General features: G+C 75.3%; 16 protein-coding genes. 9 read left to right on the top strand and 7 right to left on the bottom strand.

What is annotated here, in order from left to right:
- Window position 1: 1 nt before the first annotated feature.
- Entirely contained in the window at window positions 2-490 is a 489-nt protein-coding gene (locus tag ACH436_RS02385; RefSeq protein WP_430558574.1) for a hypothetical protein, read from the bottom strand.
- 115 nt (window positions 491-605) lie between these two features.
- Here ACH436_RS02385 and nadA point away from each other — a divergent pair, with 115 nt between their 5' ends.
- The 3 genes from nadA (at window position 606) to ACH436_RS02370 (ending at window position 3,084) form a co-directional block, all read left to right on the top strand.
- Complete coding sequence (gene nadA / locus ACH436_RS02380) at window positions 606-1,835, top strand: quinolinate synthase NadA (RefSeq protein ID WP_430558573.1); 1,230 nt, start codon at window positions 606-608, stop codon at window positions 1,833-1,835.
- Between the two features lie 41 nt (window positions 1,836-1,876).
- On the top strand, window positions 1,877-2,476 hold the full coding sequence (locus tag ACH436_RS02375; protein WP_430558572.1) for a DJ-1/PfpI family protein: 600 nt from the start codon (window positions 1,877-1,879) through the stop codon (window positions 2,474-2,476).
- A gap of 71 nt (window positions 2,477-2,547) precedes the next feature.
- A complete protein-coding gene (locus tag ACH436_RS02370) occupies window positions 2,548-3,084 on the top strand; it encodes an acyl-CoA thioesterase (RefSeq protein WP_430559135.1) in 537 nt (178 codons plus the stop codon).
- A gap of 21 nt (window positions 3,085-3,105) precedes the next feature.
- Here the strand turns inward: ACH436_RS02370 and ACH436_RS02365 are convergent, their stop codons facing one another.
- From ACH436_RS02365 to ACH436_RS02355, 3 genes are read right to left on the bottom strand one after another with little or no spacing between them, the layout of a single operon-like run.
- Window positions 3,106-3,648, bottom strand: coding sequence for a hypothetical protein (locus ACH436_RS02365; protein WP_430558571.1), 543 nt, complete (start codon window positions 3,646-3,648; stop codon window positions 3,106-3,108).
- The gene (locus ACH436_RS02360) at window positions 3,638-4,144 is read right to left on the bottom strand and encodes a pyruvoyl-dependent arginine decarboxylase (protein WP_430558570.1); all 507 of its coding nucleotides are present in this window, start codon (window positions 4,142-4,144) and stop codon (window positions 3,638-3,640) included. Before ACH436_RS02360 ends, ACH436_RS02365 begins: the two co-directional genes overlap by 11 nt.
- Window positions 4,141-7,173 (bottom strand): response regulator, encoded by a 3,033-nt coding sequence (locus ACH436_RS02355; protein WP_430558569.1) that lies wholly within the window; start codon window positions 7,171-7,173, stop codon window positions 4,141-4,143. The genes ACH436_RS02360 and ACH436_RS02355 overlap by 4 nt, the downstream gene beginning before the upstream one ends.
- Before the next feature lie 157 nt (window positions 7,174-7,330).
- Between ACH436_RS02355 and ACH436_RS02350 the strand changes: the two genes are divergently transcribed.
- Both ACH436_RS02350 and ACH436_RS02345 read left to right on the top strand, forming a co-directional pair.
- On the top strand, window positions 7,331-7,690 hold the full coding sequence (locus tag ACH436_RS02350) for a response regulator (protein ID WP_430558568.1): 360 nt from the start codon (window positions 7,331-7,333) through the stop codon (window positions 7,688-7,690).
- Window positions 7,687-8,067 carry an Hpt domain-containing protein gene (locus ACH436_RS02345; RefSeq protein WP_430558567.1) on the top strand — a complete coding sequence of 127 codons (381 nt, stop codon included), beginning with the start codon at window positions 7,687-7,689 and terminating at the stop codon, window positions 8,065-8,067. The genes ACH436_RS02350 and ACH436_RS02345 overlap by 4 nt, the downstream gene beginning before the upstream one ends.
- An 11-nt stretch (window positions 8,068-8,078) precedes the next feature.
- Here the strand turns inward: ACH436_RS02345 and ACH436_RS02340 are convergent, their stop codons facing one another.
- Both ACH436_RS02340 and ACH436_RS02335 read right to left on the bottom strand, forming a co-directional pair.
- On the bottom strand, window positions 8,079-8,885 hold the full coding sequence (locus tag ACH436_RS02340) for a hypothetical protein (protein WP_430558566.1): 807 nt from the start codon (window positions 8,883-8,885) through the stop codon (window positions 8,079-8,081).
- Window positions 8,882-10,312, bottom strand: a complete 1,431-nt coding sequence (locus ACH436_RS02335) for a dipeptidase (protein ID WP_430558565.1) — start codon at window positions 10,310-10,312, stop codon at window positions 8,882-8,884. Before ACH436_RS02335 ends, ACH436_RS02340 begins: the two co-directional genes overlap by 4 nt.
- Window positions 10,313-10,351: 39 nt before the next feature.
- Between ACH436_RS02335 and ACH436_RS02330 the strand changes: the two genes are divergently transcribed.
- From ACH436_RS02330 to ACH436_RS02320, 3 genes are all read left to right on the top strand, one after another.
- Window positions 10,352-10,966, top strand: a complete 615-nt coding sequence (locus tag ACH436_RS02330; RefSeq protein WP_430558564.1) for a DUF3043 domain-containing protein — start codon at window positions 10,352-10,354, stop codon at window positions 10,964-10,966.
- 34 nt (window positions 10,967-11,000) lie between these two features.
- Window positions 11,001-12,014 (top strand): aldo/keto reductase family protein, encoded by a 1,014-nt coding sequence (locus tag ACH436_RS02325; RefSeq protein ID WP_430558563.1) that lies wholly within the window; start codon window positions 11,001-11,003, stop codon window positions 12,012-12,014.
- 81 nt (window positions 12,015-12,095) lie between these two features.
- Window positions 12,096-12,563, top strand: coding sequence for a GNAT family N-acetyltransferase (locus tag ACH436_RS02320; protein WP_430558562.1), 468 nt, complete (start codon window positions 12,096-12,098; stop codon window positions 12,561-12,563).
- Between the two features lie 37 nt (window positions 12,564-12,600).
- Here ACH436_RS02320 and ACH436_RS02315 read toward each other — a convergent pair whose 3' ends face one another.
- Window positions 12,601-13,527: a YitT family protein gene (locus ACH436_RS02315; RefSeq protein ID WP_430558561.1), complete on the bottom strand. Its 927-nt coding sequence runs from the start codon at window positions 13,525-13,527 to the stop codon at window positions 12,601-12,603.
- A gap of 61 nt (window positions 13,528-13,588) precedes the next feature.
- On the opposite strand from ACH436_RS02315, the gene ACH436_RS02310 reads away from it, so the two are divergent.
- The gene (locus ACH436_RS02310; RefSeq protein WP_430558560.1) at window positions 13,589-15,061 is read left to right on the top strand and encodes a PLP-dependent aminotransferase family protein; all 1,473 of its coding nucleotides are present in this window, start codon (window positions 13,589-13,591) and stop codon (window positions 15,059-15,061) included.
- Window positions 15,062-15,073: the final 12 nt, after the last annotated feature.

The raw sequence follows: 15,073 nt of genomic DNA, 5'->3' as shown, positions 1-15,073 counted from the left end.
GTCACGCCCAGGACGGCGCCCACGTCCGCGCCACCCGGGCCGTCGCCGCCACGAGGTCGTCTCCGGTCTCGTGCACGCCGCTCACGCCCGCGCCCGACCACTCACGGCGCGAGACCTCGCTGCGCCCGGCCAGCACCACGACCGGCACGGCGTGCGGGGCCCCGGCGGCCACGGCGGCCGGGACGCGCCCCTCGCGCAGCGTCGTGCCGTCGAGCACCGCGAGGTGCACGACGACGAGGTCGGACGCCGCGGCCGGTGCCGACAGAGGCCCCTCCCCCGGACCCGCCACGCTCACCAGCCCGAGCGCCTCGAGCGGGACGAACACCCCGGCAGCCGGACGGTCGGGCGCACGGTGGGACCCCCCGGGCGACGCCGGGTCCGGCAGGGCGACGACACGCACCTCGCACGACGGCGCGGCCTCCCGCCACGCCGTCACGAGCGTGGGGGCCAGGGACGCGGCGTCCTCGCCGACGCAGAGCAGCACCTGCATGCCGCGATCGTGGCACAGCCCGCGCCCCGGCGGTGGGCCGGGCGGCTCGCGCGCGTGCGCCGCCGGGGGCGGACGCGCGGCGTCCCGCACGCAGCCGCTGTGGAAACATAGGCGCGTGACCACCCTGCTGAACGACATCGCGGGCAGCTCGACCGGCACCTCGTCCGGCTTCGCCGAGCCCGCATCCTCCGCGCTGCTGCTGCTCGGCCAGGGCCGCGACCTCGCCTCCGAGCGCGGCGTCGAGTGCACCGGGGCGCTGCCGTCGCCGTCTGACCCGGACCTGGTGGAGCGCGCCCGGGCCGCGCGGGCCGCGCTGGGCGAGCGCGCGTTCGTCCTCGGCCACCACTACCAGCGCGACGAGGTCATCGACTTCGCCGACGTCACCGGCGACTCCTTCAAGCTGGCGCGCGAGGCCGCCGCCCGGCCGGAGGCGGAGTTCGTCCTGTTCTGCGGCGTGCACTTCATGGCTGAGAGCGCGGACATCCTCACCTCCGACGCGCAGCAGGTCGTGCTGCCCGACCTGGCCGCGGGCTGCTCCATGGCCGACATGGCCGAGATCGGTCAGGTCGAGGAGGCGTGGGCGGTGCTGCAGGACGTCGGCATCGCGGACGACACCGTGCCCGTGACCTACATGAACTCCTCTGCCGCGATCAAGGCCTTCACCGGCCGCCACGACGGCACGGTGTGCACGTCGTCGAACGCGCAGGTCGCGCTGCGCTGGGCGTTCGACCGCGTCGGGGGCGTCGAGGGCACCGGGAAGGTGCTCTTCCTGCCCGACCAGCACCTCGGCCGCAACACCGCCGTCCTCCAGCTCGGCCTGAGCCTGGACGACTGCGTGGTCTACGACCCGCGCAAGCCGCTGGGCGGCCTCACCGAGCAGCAGCTGCGCGACGCACGCATGATCCTGTGGCGGGGGCACTGCTCGGTGCACGGGCGGTTCTCCGCGCGCAACGTCTCCGAGATCCGCGAGAAGGTGCCCGGGGTGACGGTGATGGCGCACCCGGAGTGCCGGCACGAGGTGATCACCGCGGCGGACGAGGTGGGCTCCACCGAGTACATCATCAGGGCCCTGGAGGCCGCCGAGCCGGGCAGCGCCTGGGCGATCGGCACCGAGCTCAACCTGGTGCGGCGCCTCGCCAAGGCCCACCCGGACAAGCAGGTGCACTACCTGGACTCGACCGTGTGCTTCTGCTCGACCATGAACCGTATCGACCTGCCGCACCTGGTGTGGGCGATGGAGTCGCTGGTCGAGGGGCGCATGGTCAACCGGATCGTGGTCGACGCCGACGACGCGCACTGGGCCCGGGTGGCGCTCGACCAGATGCTGGCGCTGCCGGGGATCTGACCGCAGGGGCCGCGGCGGCCCCGACGACGCAGGAGATGGGCATGAGCACCGACGGCGGGCTTCGTATCGGGATCTTCGTGTTCGACGACGCGGAGGAGCTCGACGTCGTCGGGCCGTTCGAGGTGCTGGCCGCCTGGGCGCAGCACTCCTCCCTCAAGCCGCACGTGACCACCTTCTCGCGCGACGGCGCCGGGGTGCGCCTGGCGAAAGGGCTGCGGCTGGTGCCCGCCCACTCGGCCGACGACGTGGGGCCGCTGCACGTGCTGGTGTACCCGGGCGGCTGGGGCGCCCGTGCGATGCTCGCCGACCCCGCCCACCTCGAGTGGCTGCGGCAGGTGCGCCTGCAGACGCCGATCGTCGCGAGCGTGTGCACGGGCGCGCTGGTGCTGGCGGCCGCGGGGCTCCTGGCCGGGCGGCCGGCGACCACGCACCGCGACCACTACGACGAGCTCGCGAAGATCGACCCCAGCGTCGTCGTGGACACGGAGGCCCGGTTCGTCGACGACGGGGACGTCGTGACGGCGGCCGGGGTCTCGGCGGGCATCGACATGGCCCTGCACCTGGTGGCGCGGCTGGAGTCGCCGGAGGCGGCCCGCGGCGTGCGGCGCGGGATCCAGTACGACCCCGCTCCCCCGGTCTGAGCCGCGGGACGGCCGGCCCGTCAGGTACCTGATACCGGCGGTCGCCGGTATACCCTGCGCGGGTGACTCGAATGATCCAGCTCACCTGGGCGTCCCTGCGCCCCCGCAAGCCGGTCCCTGGTCAGGGCCTGCTCGACCCGTCCGTGACGCGCCTGCGCGTGCACCCCGGCGACCTCGACATGTACCTGCACGTGAACAACGGCTCGTACCTGCAGATGATGGACGTGGCCCGGTCGAACTTCATCGCCGACCTCGACGGCTTCGCCAAGATCGGCGACCGCAAGTGGTACCCGGTGGTCGCCGCGTCGACGATGACCTACAAGCGCTCGCTGAAGCTCGGCGACCGGTTCGAGATCAGCACGCGCGTGCTCGGCTGGGACGCGCGCGTCATCTACATCGAGCAGGTGTTCACCTGCCGCGGGCAGCTCTACGGCCGAGGCCTCGTGGCCGGCCGCTTCCTCGGCCCCGGGAACGCACGCGTCCCTGCCCCGGACGTCGTGGCGCTGATGGGCCCCGAGGCGCCCGTCCTGAGCCCGGAGCTGCCCGACGACGTCGCCGCGTGGGCGCGGGCCCTCGACGTCGCCCACCGGGACGTCGGCGCGGTCTGACGGCGGGTCGCCCCGCCCGGGTCAGCGGAACGTCGTCGCGTAGTACGTCTGACGGTCCACGGTCTCGACCGTGACGTCCTGCGTGCGCTCCAGGCGGCGGCGCAGGTTGTCGGCGAACCGCAGCGAGTCGTCGTTGAACCGGGACACGTCGTACGCGCACACGACTCGGTGCTCGGCGAGGTGCGCGACCAGGACGTCGATCATGTCCATGAAGGTGCGGGTCGCCCGGCGGCCCGGGTGGGCGAGGGTGAACCCGATGTACCAGACGGCCCCGCGCGCCGCGTGCTCGGGGTAGCGCTCGGCGAAGAACTCCGGGCTGACCCACGGCACCGCGGCGAGGTCCGTCGCGAGCGTCGTGAGGCCGACGGCCTCCCCCCGGGCGTCGTGGGCGAGGAGCTTGAGCACCCGCGGGTCGCTCATCTCCTCGTCGAACTCCTCGCGGTGCAGCACGTGGCGCGCCGCGGCGCGGGTCCGCAGCGGCTCGAACGCCTCGAGGTAGAGCGCCCAGAACCGCTCGGCCACCTCCCCGGTCACCGTCGTCTCGAACGTCACGTCAGCGCGCACGGCCCAGCTCCTCCCACCCGGCCCGGCGGAACGTCGCCACGACCACGGCGCACACGGGGAGGGCCTCGCAGGCCAGGCCGGTGATCCGCCGCCCCTCCGGGTGGTACACGCCGCCGCGGGTCGCGGACAGGTCCTCCAGGCTGTGCGTGAGGTCCGTCTCCACCTGCTCGTGCGACGGGCCGTCGTGCTCCACGAAGAGCCCGGCCCCGCTGCCGTCGTCCCGCCGGGACCACGCGACTCCCGCCCACGCCTCGTGGCCGGGCAGCGAGGCGTGCCCGGCCGCGTACACGCAGTACAGCGCGTCGCCGTGCTCGCCCTGCAGCTGGTCGGGCCCGTCGACCTCGACGACCGTGCTGCCCGGTGGCACCACCGAGCTCAGCCGGACCAGGTTGAAGTCGCCCACCCCGGCGGCGACGAGCGCCGCGTCGAAGGCGGCGAGCGTCGTGCGGCCGGTGCCGGTGCCGGTGCTCACCCGGATGGTCAGAGGCTCGGTCATGGGGTCCTCGGGTTCGGTCTGGTCGGACGGTGGGCGGAGGGGTCGGCGGCACGACCGGCTGCGGCGTCCAGCAGGTCCAGGACGGGGCGCAGGACCGCGTCCGGGGCCTCCCGCCCCTTGGTGAGGAAGACGGTACTGCCCAGGCGGAGGTCCGCCCGCTCGACGGGGCCGACGTCGGCGCCCGAGTAGACGACGAGGGGGGTGCGGTGCAGGCGGCCGCGACGCCGCAGGTCGGCGACGAGGTCGTAGCCGGTGCCGTCCGGCAGGCCGAGGTCGAGCAGCACCAGGTGCGGCTCCGGGCCGTCGGCGAGGGCGGCACCAGCCTCGGCGAGGTCGCGCGCCGCCGTCACCACCAGGCCCGCGCTCTCCAGGACCGTCGTGAGGACGGCGCGCAGGTCGTCGTCGTCCTCGACGACAAGCACGTGCTCGTGGTGCGGGCGCAGCCGGACGACGTCGCGGACGGTCGCGGCGAGGCGGGCGGGGTCGACGGGCTTGACCAGCCAGCCGTCCGCGAGCGCCGCGGTCTCGCGCGCGTCCGACGGGGCGGTGCCCGACACGACCACCACCGGCAGCTCGGCGGTCGCCGCCGAGTGCCGCAGCCGTCGGAGCACCTCGGCACCCCCGGTCCCGGGCATCGCGAGGTCCAGCACGATCGCCGCGGGATGCTCGGCCTCGACGGCCTCGAGCGCCGCGCCGCCGTCGGTCACGCCCACGACGGCGTACCCGCGCGCCTCCAGCACGCCGCGCAGCACGTCGACCACGTACGGGTCGTCGTCCACGACGACGACCCGGGTGGCCGCGGCGCCACGGGCCTCGGTGGTGGACCCCGTCACGGGTGCCGGCGCGGGGCCCTGCCCGGCCCCCTGCGTGACCCCCGGAGCGGGCTCGGCGGGGAGGTCCGCCGCCGGGAGGCCGGGCACGGCGCCCGGTACGTCGTCGTCGCGCGGCGGGGCCGTGGTGGTCACGCGCGGCAGGGTCATCCGGAAGCTGGACCCCTGCCCTTCGCCGTCGCTGACCGCCCACATCCGCCCGCCGTGCCGCTCGACGATGCTGCGGGCGATGGCGAGGCCCAGCCCGGTGCCACCCCGCTCGCGCGCGTCCGAGGCGTCCACCTGCTCGAAACGGCGGAAGACGGTCTCGATCTTCTCCGGGGGGATCCCGCGCCCCTCGTCGTCGACGCGCACCTCGACGAGGTCTCCGACCGGCCGGGCCGACACCCGCACGGTGCTTCCGCGCGGCGAGAACTTCACGGCGTTGCTCAGCAGGTTGGTCAGCGTCTGCACGATGCGTTCGCCGTCGACCAGCACGCGCTCGGTGCAGCCGTCCGACGACAGCTCCACGCCGGCGTCGTCGGCCAGGATCGACACCTGCTCCGTCGCGGCCGCGACGAGGCCGTCGAGCCCGTGCTCTGCGAGCTCCAGCTGCGCGGTCCCCGCCTCCATGCGCTCGACGTCGAGGATGTCGTCCACGAGCCGCCCCAGCCGCTCGCTGCTCGTCAGGGCGATGTGCACCATGCGCGCGGCCTGGTCGGACGACCGGTCGAGGACGCCGCTGTCGAGCAGCCCGAGCGCGCCGCGGATCGAGGTGAGCGGGGTGCGCAGCTCGTGGCTCACGACCGAGACGAACTCGTCCTTGATGCGCTCCACCTCGCGCCGCTCGGAGATGTCGCGGAACACCACGACCGCGCCGGTCACCACGCCGTCGGTGCGCAGCGGGCTCGCCGCGACCTCGACGGGGACGTCCTTGCCGTCCGGGCGCCGGTAGACGTCCTGCTCGGCGGTCGCGGTGAGGCCCTCGCGCAGCGCCTCGGTGATGTAGCAACCCTCGCCGGGGTACGGGGTGCCGTCCTCGGCGGGCGCGTGGAACGTGTCGTGCGCGTCGAGCCCCACGAGGTCGGCCGCGGCCATACCCAGCGTCCGCGCGCCGGCGTCGTTGACGAATGTGACCCGCCCGCCGGAGTCGACGCCGTAGATCCCGTCCGCGACGGACTCGAGCGTGCGCTCCCGCTCGCTCGCGAGCGCACGCAGCTGTGCCGTGCGCTCCTCCACGCGGCGCTCCAGCCCGCCGCGCAGCGACTCGTTGTCGACGACCACGAGGATCTGCCGCACGGCGACGGCGACGAGGACCGCCACCCACAGGGCGTTCGCCACCCAGGAGATGCTCTCGTTCGCCCCGGCCTGCCACACCCGGGCGAGCGCGGCCGCGAGGAACAGCCCGAAGGTGACGACCGTGCCGAGCACGGGCGACCCGTCCGTCCGGTGCCCGGTCACCGGGCTGCCCGAGGCCGCGGGATGTCTCGCGGCCACCGCGATGGCGAGATAGCCGCCCACCCAGCCGATGTCGACGGGGCTGCCGAAGCTGAACCCACCCTCGGCCGTGAGGAGCGCGAACGCGACGTCGGCGACGGCGTAGAGGACGAACCCGATGCCGACGAGCCCGAGCGGCACGCGCTCGGCGGCCGGGGAACGCGTGAGCACGAGGACCGCGAGCGTCGCGAGGAGCGCGTCGACGACCGGCAGCGCGTAGGCCGTGAGCGCCGGTTCGCCCTGGAAGCTGGTCTCGCGTCCGAGGGCGACGGCGAAGACCGCGATGTACAGGACCGACCCTCCGACCACCACGCTGTCGAGCAGCATGCGCACCAGCTCGTGGCCGCGTGGCCGCACGGTCGGGAACAGGGCCATCCCCACCACGCCGAGGAGCAGGGCCACGATGTAGGCCGCGTCGCCGGTCTCCGGGGCGCCGACGAGGACGGCGTAGACGTTGCCGAGCAGGCCGACCACCCCGCCGAGGGACAGCAGCCCCCACGCGCGGCGCCGGCGCCCCGTCGAGCGCGCCGCGCGCCAGCCGCAGCTCAGCGCCGCGACGACACCCGCCGCCGCGATGGCACCGCGCGAGATCGCGGCCTGCACGGACTGCTCCAGCGGGCCGGCCAGGAGCACCACCAGCGCCAGTCCCACCACCGCCGCGGACCAGCACCAGCGCACGAACACCGTGTGCGCCCGAGCCGTCGCCTGTCGCCCGTCCCCCATGGGCCCGAGGGTAGGAGAGGTTCGCCCGCTTCGCCCTCCCGATGGGCGCCCAGAGCGACGAAGGGCGTCCACGGGCGTCCGGGGGTACCGTCGTGCGGACTCAGGAGGACGCGGACGGGAGGCACGGCACGTGGCGACGGGGGGCCGACGCGTGGTGGTGATCGACGACGATCCGTCGATCCGCGAGGTGGCAGCGGTCGCGCTGTCCGCGGTCGGGGGGCACGAGGTGCACACGGCGGGCGACGGGGCGATGGGGCTGGACGTCGCGCGCCGCGTCCGCCCCGACGCGATCCTCCTCGACGTCATGATGCCCGTCCACGACGGCCCGACCGTGCTCGGCCGCCTGCGGGCCGTCCCGGAGCTGCGCGAGGTCCCCGTCGTGTTCCTCACCGCGAAGGTCGGCAGCCAGGACATCTCCCGGCTCGACGGCCTCGGCGCGACCGGGGTCCTCACCAAGCCCTTCGACCCCCTGCGCCTGTCGGCCGAGCTCGCCGCCGTGCTCGGGTGGGACGCGTGACGGCGACGCCCGGCACCCCGAACGGTCGGCCCGGGGCCGGGCCCGACGGCGAACAGGACGCGGCACGAGGCGACACCGGGCTCGACGACACCGGGCTCGACGAGGCGATCGCCGTCCTCGCCCGCCGGGCGCGCGAGCGCAACCGAGGTCGCGCCCGCCGCCTCACGGAGCTGCTGGCGTCGCCCGCCGCGCTCACCCCGGCGGCCCGCGAGGAGGCCATGCGGCTCTGCCACACGGTGGTCGGCTCGGCGGCGACGTTCGGGGCGGAGGGTCTCTCCGAGGCCGCCGGACGCCTCGGCGCCGCGCTCGGCGCCGGCCGCGACGCCGACGTCCCGGCCGCCCTCGACGACGTGCGCGCGGAGGCCGGGACGGGCTGAGGTGCAGCGCCTCAGCCGGCGGCGTCGGCCACGAGCGAGCGCGCCTCGTCGACCGCGGCCCGGACGGCGGCGCCGCTCTCGGCGCCCGCCCCGCCCGACGTGGCTGCGAGCGCCTCGAGCTCGGCGACGAGCTCGCCGGCCGCGGCGAGGTCGCCGGCCCGCACCGCGAGCTCGACGAGGTAGGCGAGCGCGGGCGCGAGCTCAGCCGCGCCCGTCGCGGCACGGGCGCGGCGGACCGCGCCGCCCAGCGTCTTGCGCGCCTGGGCGACGTCGCCCTTCGAGTCGGCCAGCACGACGGCGTTCTCGGTCGCGCGCGCGAGCGCTCCCCCGCCACCGGCGGTCCACGTCATCGTCCCGCCCTCGCCGGTGGCGAACTCGGTCCCGGGATCCGGGGCGCGCGTGACCCGCACCCAGTTGCCGGCGGGGTCGATCAGGCTGAACCCGCTCAGCCCCGCGTTGTTGGCGCGCCGGCGCGGCCGCGTCACCCGCGGCGCGCCCGACACCGGCAGGCGGCCGTAGAGGGAGCGCAGCCCGGCCGCGAACGACTCGTAGACCGGCTCGGTGTCCGGGACCACGACCACGCAGGTGGAGTGGCTCGCCTCCGGGTCCCAGTCCGGCATCCCGTAGTACTGCAGCTGGATGCCACCGCGCCCGAACGACACGACCGGGTAGGGCCGACGCTGCCGGTACGTCACCTCGAGGCCGAGCGCCGACCAGAACGCGACCATCGCGTCCTGCTCGGCCTCCGAGCCGCCGCAGGGCAGCAGCGCCACGATGAAGGCCCGCGCGGCGACGTCGTCGAACCGTGCGTCCGTCACGCGCCCTGCTCGAGCGTCGCGACCCGGCGCAGGAGGAGCGCCTCGGCCAGGACGACCTTGCGCAGCTCGCCCAGGTGCACCGACTCGTCGGCGCCGTGCGCGCGCGAGTCCGGGTCCTCGACACCGGTGACCAGGACGGCGGCGTCCGGGAAGAACTCGAGCAGGTCGGCGATGAACGGGATCGACCCGCCCACGCCGATGTCCACCGGGTCGGTGCCCCACGCCGCGGCGAACGCGGCGCGCGCGGCGCGCATCGCCGCAGAGTCCTCGGCGGCGTGGAACGCGCGCCCCTGCTCCCCCGGCCGCCACGTGACGCGGGCCCCGAACGGCGCGTGCGCCTCGAGGTGCGTCCGCAGCGCGTCCTCCGCCGCCTGCGGGTCCTGGCCCGGCGGGATGCGCAGCGACAGCTTCGCGGCGGCCCGGGGCGCGATCGTGTTGGACGCGTGCGCGACGCTCGTCGCGTCGATGCCGATCACGGACAGTGCCGGCTTGGTCCACAGCCGCCCGGCGATCGTGCCGGCGCCCGCGAGGGCCACGCCGTCGAGCACCGACGAGTCGGCGCGGAGCGCGGCCTCGTCGTAGTCGACCTCGGGCTCGGGTGCGCTCACCAGGCCGGGCACCGCGACGTTCCCCGCGTCGTCGTGCAGCGTGGCGATCAGCCGCGCCAGCAGCGTGTTGGCGTCCAGCACCGGGCCGCCGAACATCCCCGAGTGCACCGCGTGGGCCAGGGCCTCGACCTCGACGACGCCGTCGACGAGGCCGCGCAGCGAGGTGGTGAGGGCCGGTACGCCGACCTTCCAGTTCGTCGAGTCGGCGACGACGATGACGTCCGCCGCGAGGAGGTCGCGGTGGTCGGCGAGGAACTGGCGGAAGCTCGGGGAGCCCGACTCCTCCTCCCCCTCCACGAACACGGTGATGCCGACGGGCAGGTCGGCGCCCGAGTCCTCGGCCAGCGCGGCGAGGGCGCGCAGGGCGCCGACGTGCGCCACCAGGCCCGCCTTGTCGTCCGCCGCGCCGCGGCCGTAGAGACGGTCGCCCACCTGCACCGGCTCGAACGGGTCCGTCGCCCAGGCGGCGGCGTCGCCGGGCGGCTGGACGTCGTGGTGGGCGTAGAGCAGCACGGTGGGCGCGCCCTCGGACGCGGGACGGCGGGCGACGACGGCGGGCGCGCCGGGCGTCCCGTCGGGGCGGTCCGACCGCAGGATCCGCACGTCGGGCAGCCCGGCCTCGCGCAGCAGCGAGGCCACGGCGTCGGCGCTCGCGACGACGTGCGCCTGGTCGAAGGCCGCGGCGGACACGCTCGGGATGCGCACGAGACGCTCGAGGTCGGCCTGCAGGGCGGGGAACTGCCGTTCGACGTGCGCGCGCAGGGTGGTGGCGTCGTCGGAGGCAGGGGCGTTCGAGGAGGTGGCGTGGGTGTCGGTCACGCGGCTCACGCTACCCGCGCGCTCGACTACGCTGAGAGCGTGTTCTCCCGCAACAAGCCCGACGCGACGCCGTCGTCCCCCGACTCCACCGACCCCGTCGACGCGGCCGCCGAGCTCGAGAAATCCGGCGCGCCGTCCGGCAAGGGCCGCCCCACGCCCAAGCGCAGCGTGGCCGAGGCCGCGAACAAGCGCCCGCTGGTGCCGAACGACCGCAAGGCCGCGACGCGGGCAGCACGGGAGAAGGCGCGCGAGCAGCGCAACATCGAGTACCGCGCGATGCAGACCGGCGACGAGCGCCACCTGCCGCCCCGCGACAAGGGTCCGCTGAAGCGCTACGTGCGCGACTACGTCGACGCGCGCTGGAACCTCGGTGAGTTCTTCCTGCCGGTCGCCTTCGTGTTCATCGTCCTGAACTTCTTCGTCATGAACAACGTGACGCTGGCAGGGCTCGTCCTGATCCTGCTGTACGCCGTCGTGCTGCTCACCATCGCCGACGCCTTCCTGCTGTGGCGCGGCCTCCGCAAGCGGCTGCGGGCCAAGTTCGGCGACGTCCCCAAGGGCACGATGATGTACGCCGTGATGCGCGCGTTCCAGATCCGCCGCTCGCGCCTGCCCAAGCCGTCGTCGAAGAAGCACGGCGTCTGGCCGGAGTGACCGTGCACCGGTCGTCCGTGCCTAGGGTGGGCGCATGGTCAACTACCGGTACCTCGGCAACAGCGGTCTGAAGATCTCCGAGATCACCTACGGCAACTGGCTCACCCACGGCTCGCAGGTGGAGAACGACGTCGCCACGAAGTGCGTGCGCGCCGCGCTCGACGCCGGCATCACCACGTTCGACACCGCGGACGTCTACGCGAACACCACGGCCGAGCAGGTGCTCGGCGACGCGCTGGCGGGCGAGCGGCGCGAGTCGCTCGAGATCTTCACCAAGGTGTACTGGCCGACGGGCCCGGGCGGCCCCAACGACACGGGCCTGTCGCGCAAGCACGTCATGGAGTCGATCAACGGCTCCCTCCAGCGCCTCGGCACGGACTACGTCGACCTGTACCAGGCGCACCGCTACGACACCGAGACGCCGCTCGAGGAGACGATGCAGGCGTTCGCCGACATCGTGCGCCAGGGCAAGGCCCTGTACATCGGGGTCTCCGAGTGGACCGCGGACCAGATCCGCGCGGGGGCGGCCCTGGCGAAGGAGCTCGGCTTCCAGCTCATCTCCTCCCAGCCGCAGTACTCGATGCTGTGGCGGGTCATCGAGGACGAGGTCGTCCCCGCCTCGAAGGAGTGCGGGCTGTCGCAGATCGTGTGGTCGCCGATGGCGCAGGGCGTGCTGTCCGGCAAGTACGTGCCCGGGCAGCCGCTGCCCGCGGGCTCCCGCGCCACGGACGAGAAGGGCGGCGCATCGAGCATCCGCCGCTTCCTCGACGAGGACGTGCTCACCCGCGTGCAGAACCTGCGTCCCGTCGCCGACGAGCTCGGCCTGTCGATGGCGCAGCTCGCCGTCGCGTGGGTGCTGCAGAACGACAACGTCGCCGCTGCCCTCGTGGGCGCCTCCCGGCCGGAGCAGGTCGCCGAGAACGTCAAGGCCTCGGGCGTGACCATCCCGGCCGAGCTCATGGCCCGCATCGACGACGTCCTGGGCGACGTCGTCGAGCGCGACCCGGCGAAGACCGCCGAGAACGCGCCGAAGTCCCGCGTGGCCTGACCGACGTCGCCGACGTCGCGGTGGGTCCTCGTCCTGAGACGGGACGACGATCCACCGCGACGTCGGCGCTACGGTGCCGCCATGCCCCGTCGCGACACCGCCACCGTCCGGCCCGCCCGGCACGACGACGCCGACGCCCTGTGGCCGCTCGCCCGGGACTTCGCGACGAGCTTCCAGCCGCGGCGCGACGCGTTCGACGTCGCGCTCCCTGCGCTGCTCGGTCGTGACGACACCCTGCTCGCCGTCGTCCCGGAGCCGGCGACCGACGTGCCGCTCGGCTATCTCCTCGCGAGCACGCACCTGACGTTCCTCGCGAACGGCCCGGTCTGCTGGGTGGAGGAGGTCATGGTCGACCCGGCGCACCGCGGCCGCGGGCTCGGCGCCGCGCTGATGGACCACGCCGAGCGGTGGGCCGTGTCCCGCGGCGCTGCGTACGTCTCCCTGGCCAGCCGGCGGGCCGGTCCCTTCTACGAGGCCCTCGGCTACGACGGCTCCGCCACCTTCTACCGCCGCACCGTGCCTTCCGCCAAGCGATCCGTCGCGCCATGACGGGGCATAGCGCGACGGATCACTTGGTGAATGGAGGTCAGCGGTCGCGGTGCTCCCGGGCGATGACGTCCAGGGCGCGGGAGATCTCGCGACCGCGCCGTGCGACGTCCGCGCCCGCCGGTGACGGGTCCGAGGTGCGCGCCACGGGGCCGGCCGACTCCGTGAGGCCCGTCGGCACCAGCCACCGCCAGCGCACGGTGGCCTGGACCACGGGGCCCACGCCCAGCGCGTAGGCGATCGTCGCCCAGCCGAACGTCCCGCCGAGCAGGACGCCGACGAGCACCACCGCCACCTCGATGCCGGTGCGCACGAGGCGCACGGACCAGCCGGTGCGGCGCACCAGCCCTGTCATGAGGCCGTCGCGGGGGCCGGGCCCGAGGCGCACGCCGATGTAGGTGGCGGTGGCGACGCCGTTCAGGACGATGCCGCCGACGGCGAGCGCGACACGCGCGACCGGCCCCGGGTCGGGCGCGAGCCACGCCATGGCGGCCAGGCTCGGCCCGATCGCCAGGCTGAGGACCGTGACGTTCGCGACGGTGCCGATCCCGGGCCGCTGCCGCAGCGGCAGCCAGAGGAGCAGCACGAGCACCGACGACAGCGCGACGACGGCTCCGAACCCGAGCCCGGTGCTGCGCACGATGCCCTGGTTCAGCACGTCCCAGGGCATCGCACCCTGACCCGCGTGCAGCACCATCGCCATCGACCACGCGAAGGCGAGCAGCCCGACGACCAGCTGGACCCCGCGACGGACGGGCGCCATCGACGCCGCCCGCGGCTCCGCCGCCGTGCCTGCAGCGGCGTCCGCCGGGGTGCGGGGCGCACCACCCCGGGACGAGGCCGGGCGGGCGGCCGGGCCGGTGCTCGGCAGGACCGGCACGACCCGGCGGCGCGGCGGCGCCGTCCGCGAGGGACGGCGGTGGAGGCGGCGGGGCGTGCGGCGGACGGAGGCGCGTGTCGTGCTCATGGTCCCACCTTCGGGCACCAATGGCCTTGCAATCCATATCCATTCAAGCCACAGTGGCCCCGTGACCGTCGCCTCCCCCTCCCCCGCGTCCGCCGCGCCGCCCGCCGTCCGGCAGCTCTCCCCCGCGGCCACGGCACGGCTCCTCGGCGACTGGCGCGCCGGCGGGCCCGCCTACCTCGCGCTGGCCGACGCCCTGCGCGCCGCGGTGCTCTCCGGCAACCTCCCCCCGCTCACCCGGATCCCCAGCGAGCGGGAGCTCGCGACGGCCCTGGCGGTCTCGCGCACCACGACGTCCGGCGCCTACGCCCGCCTGCGCGAGCTCGGCTTCCTCGCCAGCCGCGTCGGGTCCGGCACGGTCACCACGCTGCCGCGCGGCGCCGGCCCGGTGCACGGGAGCGTCCCCGTCGTCGCGGCGGGCGACGCCCCCGCGGACCCGGCCGGCGACGAGCCGGACGGCACTCCCGTCGATCTCGCCCAGGCGACCCCGTCGGCCACCTCCGCCCTGCACGACGCCTACCTCGCAGCCCTCGAGGTGCTGCCCGGCTACCTCGCCACCGGCGGCTACGCCCACCTGGGGCTGGAGGTGCTGCGCGCGGCGATCGCCGACCGCTACACGGCGCGCGGCGTGCCGACCACGCCGGAGCAGATCCTCGTCACCACCGGCGCGCAGCAGGCGATCTCCGTGCTCACCACGGCGTTCGTCGGGCGCGGCGAGACCGCCGTCGTCGAGTCGCCCACGTACTTCCACGCGCTCGAGCCGGCACGACGGCTCGGCGGGCGCGTGATCGGGGTGCCCGTCGGCGACGTCGAGACGCTCGCCTCGGCGGTGCGACGCGCCCGGCCCCGGCTCGTCTACCTCGTCCCGGACTTCCACAACCCCACCGGTGCCACGATGTCCGCCGAGGCGCGGGCGGCGGTGCGCGACCTCGCCGACCGCACGGGCACGACGATCGTGGGCGACGAGACCCTCACCGACCTCGCCCTCGACCCGGGCGCGCGCGTGCCGGAGCCGTTCGCGGGCGACGGCACGTCCCCGCACGTCGTGACGATCGGGTCGGCGTCGAAGTCGTTCTGGGGCGGCGTCCGCGTCGGCTGGGTCCGCGCCGACCCGCAGGTGGTGCGCCGCCTGGCGCGCGTGCGCGAGTCGGCCGACATCGCGACGCCGGTGCTCGAGCAGCTCGCCGTCGTCGAGCTGCTGCGCCGCGCCGACGCGATCCTGCCGGGCCGTGTCGCGGAGCTCCGGGCGCGGCGCGACCTGCTCGTCGACCTGGTCCGCGACGCCCTGCCGGGCTGGCGGGTGCCCGTGCCGGGGGGCGGGCTGTGTCTCTGGGCCGACCTGGGGCGTCCCCTCGCCCAGGCGCTGGCCGCCGCCGCCGTGCGCCACGGCGTCCTGGTCACGCCCGGGCCGGCGTTCACCCCGGACCGGTCGTCGCGCGACCGCGTGCGGCTGACCTTCACGCGCGAGCCGGACCAGCTCGCCTCCGCCGTGCCCCGGCTCGCCCGGGCCTGGGCGCAGGTGGCACCGGGCGCCTGAGCGCCGGCGCCG

Source organism: Isoptericola sp. NPDC019693, assembly GCF_044389085.1.
Taxonomy (GTDB): domain Bacteria; phylum Actinomycetota; class Actinomycetes; order Actinomycetales; family Cellulomonadaceae; genus Isoptericola.
Note: the sequence above shows the minus strand (reverse complement) of the source record. Positions and strands in the feature narration are given on the sequence as shown.

What these genes read in the sequence shown, in the direction of transcription:
- ACH436_RS02370 (WP_430559135.1), top strand. Translation starts at nt 2,548, where the DNA reads ATGATCCAGCTCACCTGGGCGTCCCTGCGCCCCCGCAAGCCGGTCCCT.
- ACH436_RS02315 (WP_430558561.1), bottom strand. Translation starts at nt 13,527, where the DNA reads ATGAGCACGACACGCGCCTCCGTCCGCCGCACGCCCCGCCGCCTCCAC.
- ACH436_RS02385 (WP_430558574.1), bottom strand. Translation starts at nt 490, where the DNA reads ATGCAGGTGCTGCTCTGCGTCGGCGAGGACGCCGCGTCCCTGGCCCCC.
- ACH436_RS02355 (WP_430558569.1), bottom strand. Translation starts at nt 7,173, where the DNA reads ATGGGGGACGGGCGACAGGCGACGGCTCGGGCGCACACGGTGTTCGTG.
- ACH436_RS02360 (WP_430558570.1), bottom strand. Translation starts at nt 4,144, where the DNA reads ATGACCGAGCCTCTGACCATCCGGGTGAGCACCGGCACCGGCACCGGC.
- ACH436_RS02325 (WP_430558563.1), top strand. Translation starts at nt 11,001, where the DNA reads ATGGTCAACTACCGGTACCTCGGCAACAGCGGTCTGAAGATCTCCGAG.
- ACH436_RS02375 (WP_430558572.1), top strand. Translation starts at nt 1,877, where the DNA reads ATGAGCACCGACGGCGGGCTTCGTATCGGGATCTTCGTGTTCGACGAC.
- ACH436_RS02320 (WP_430558562.1), top strand. Translation starts at nt 12,096, where the DNA reads ATGCCCCGTCGCGACACCGCCACCGTCCGGCCCGCCCGGCACGACGAC.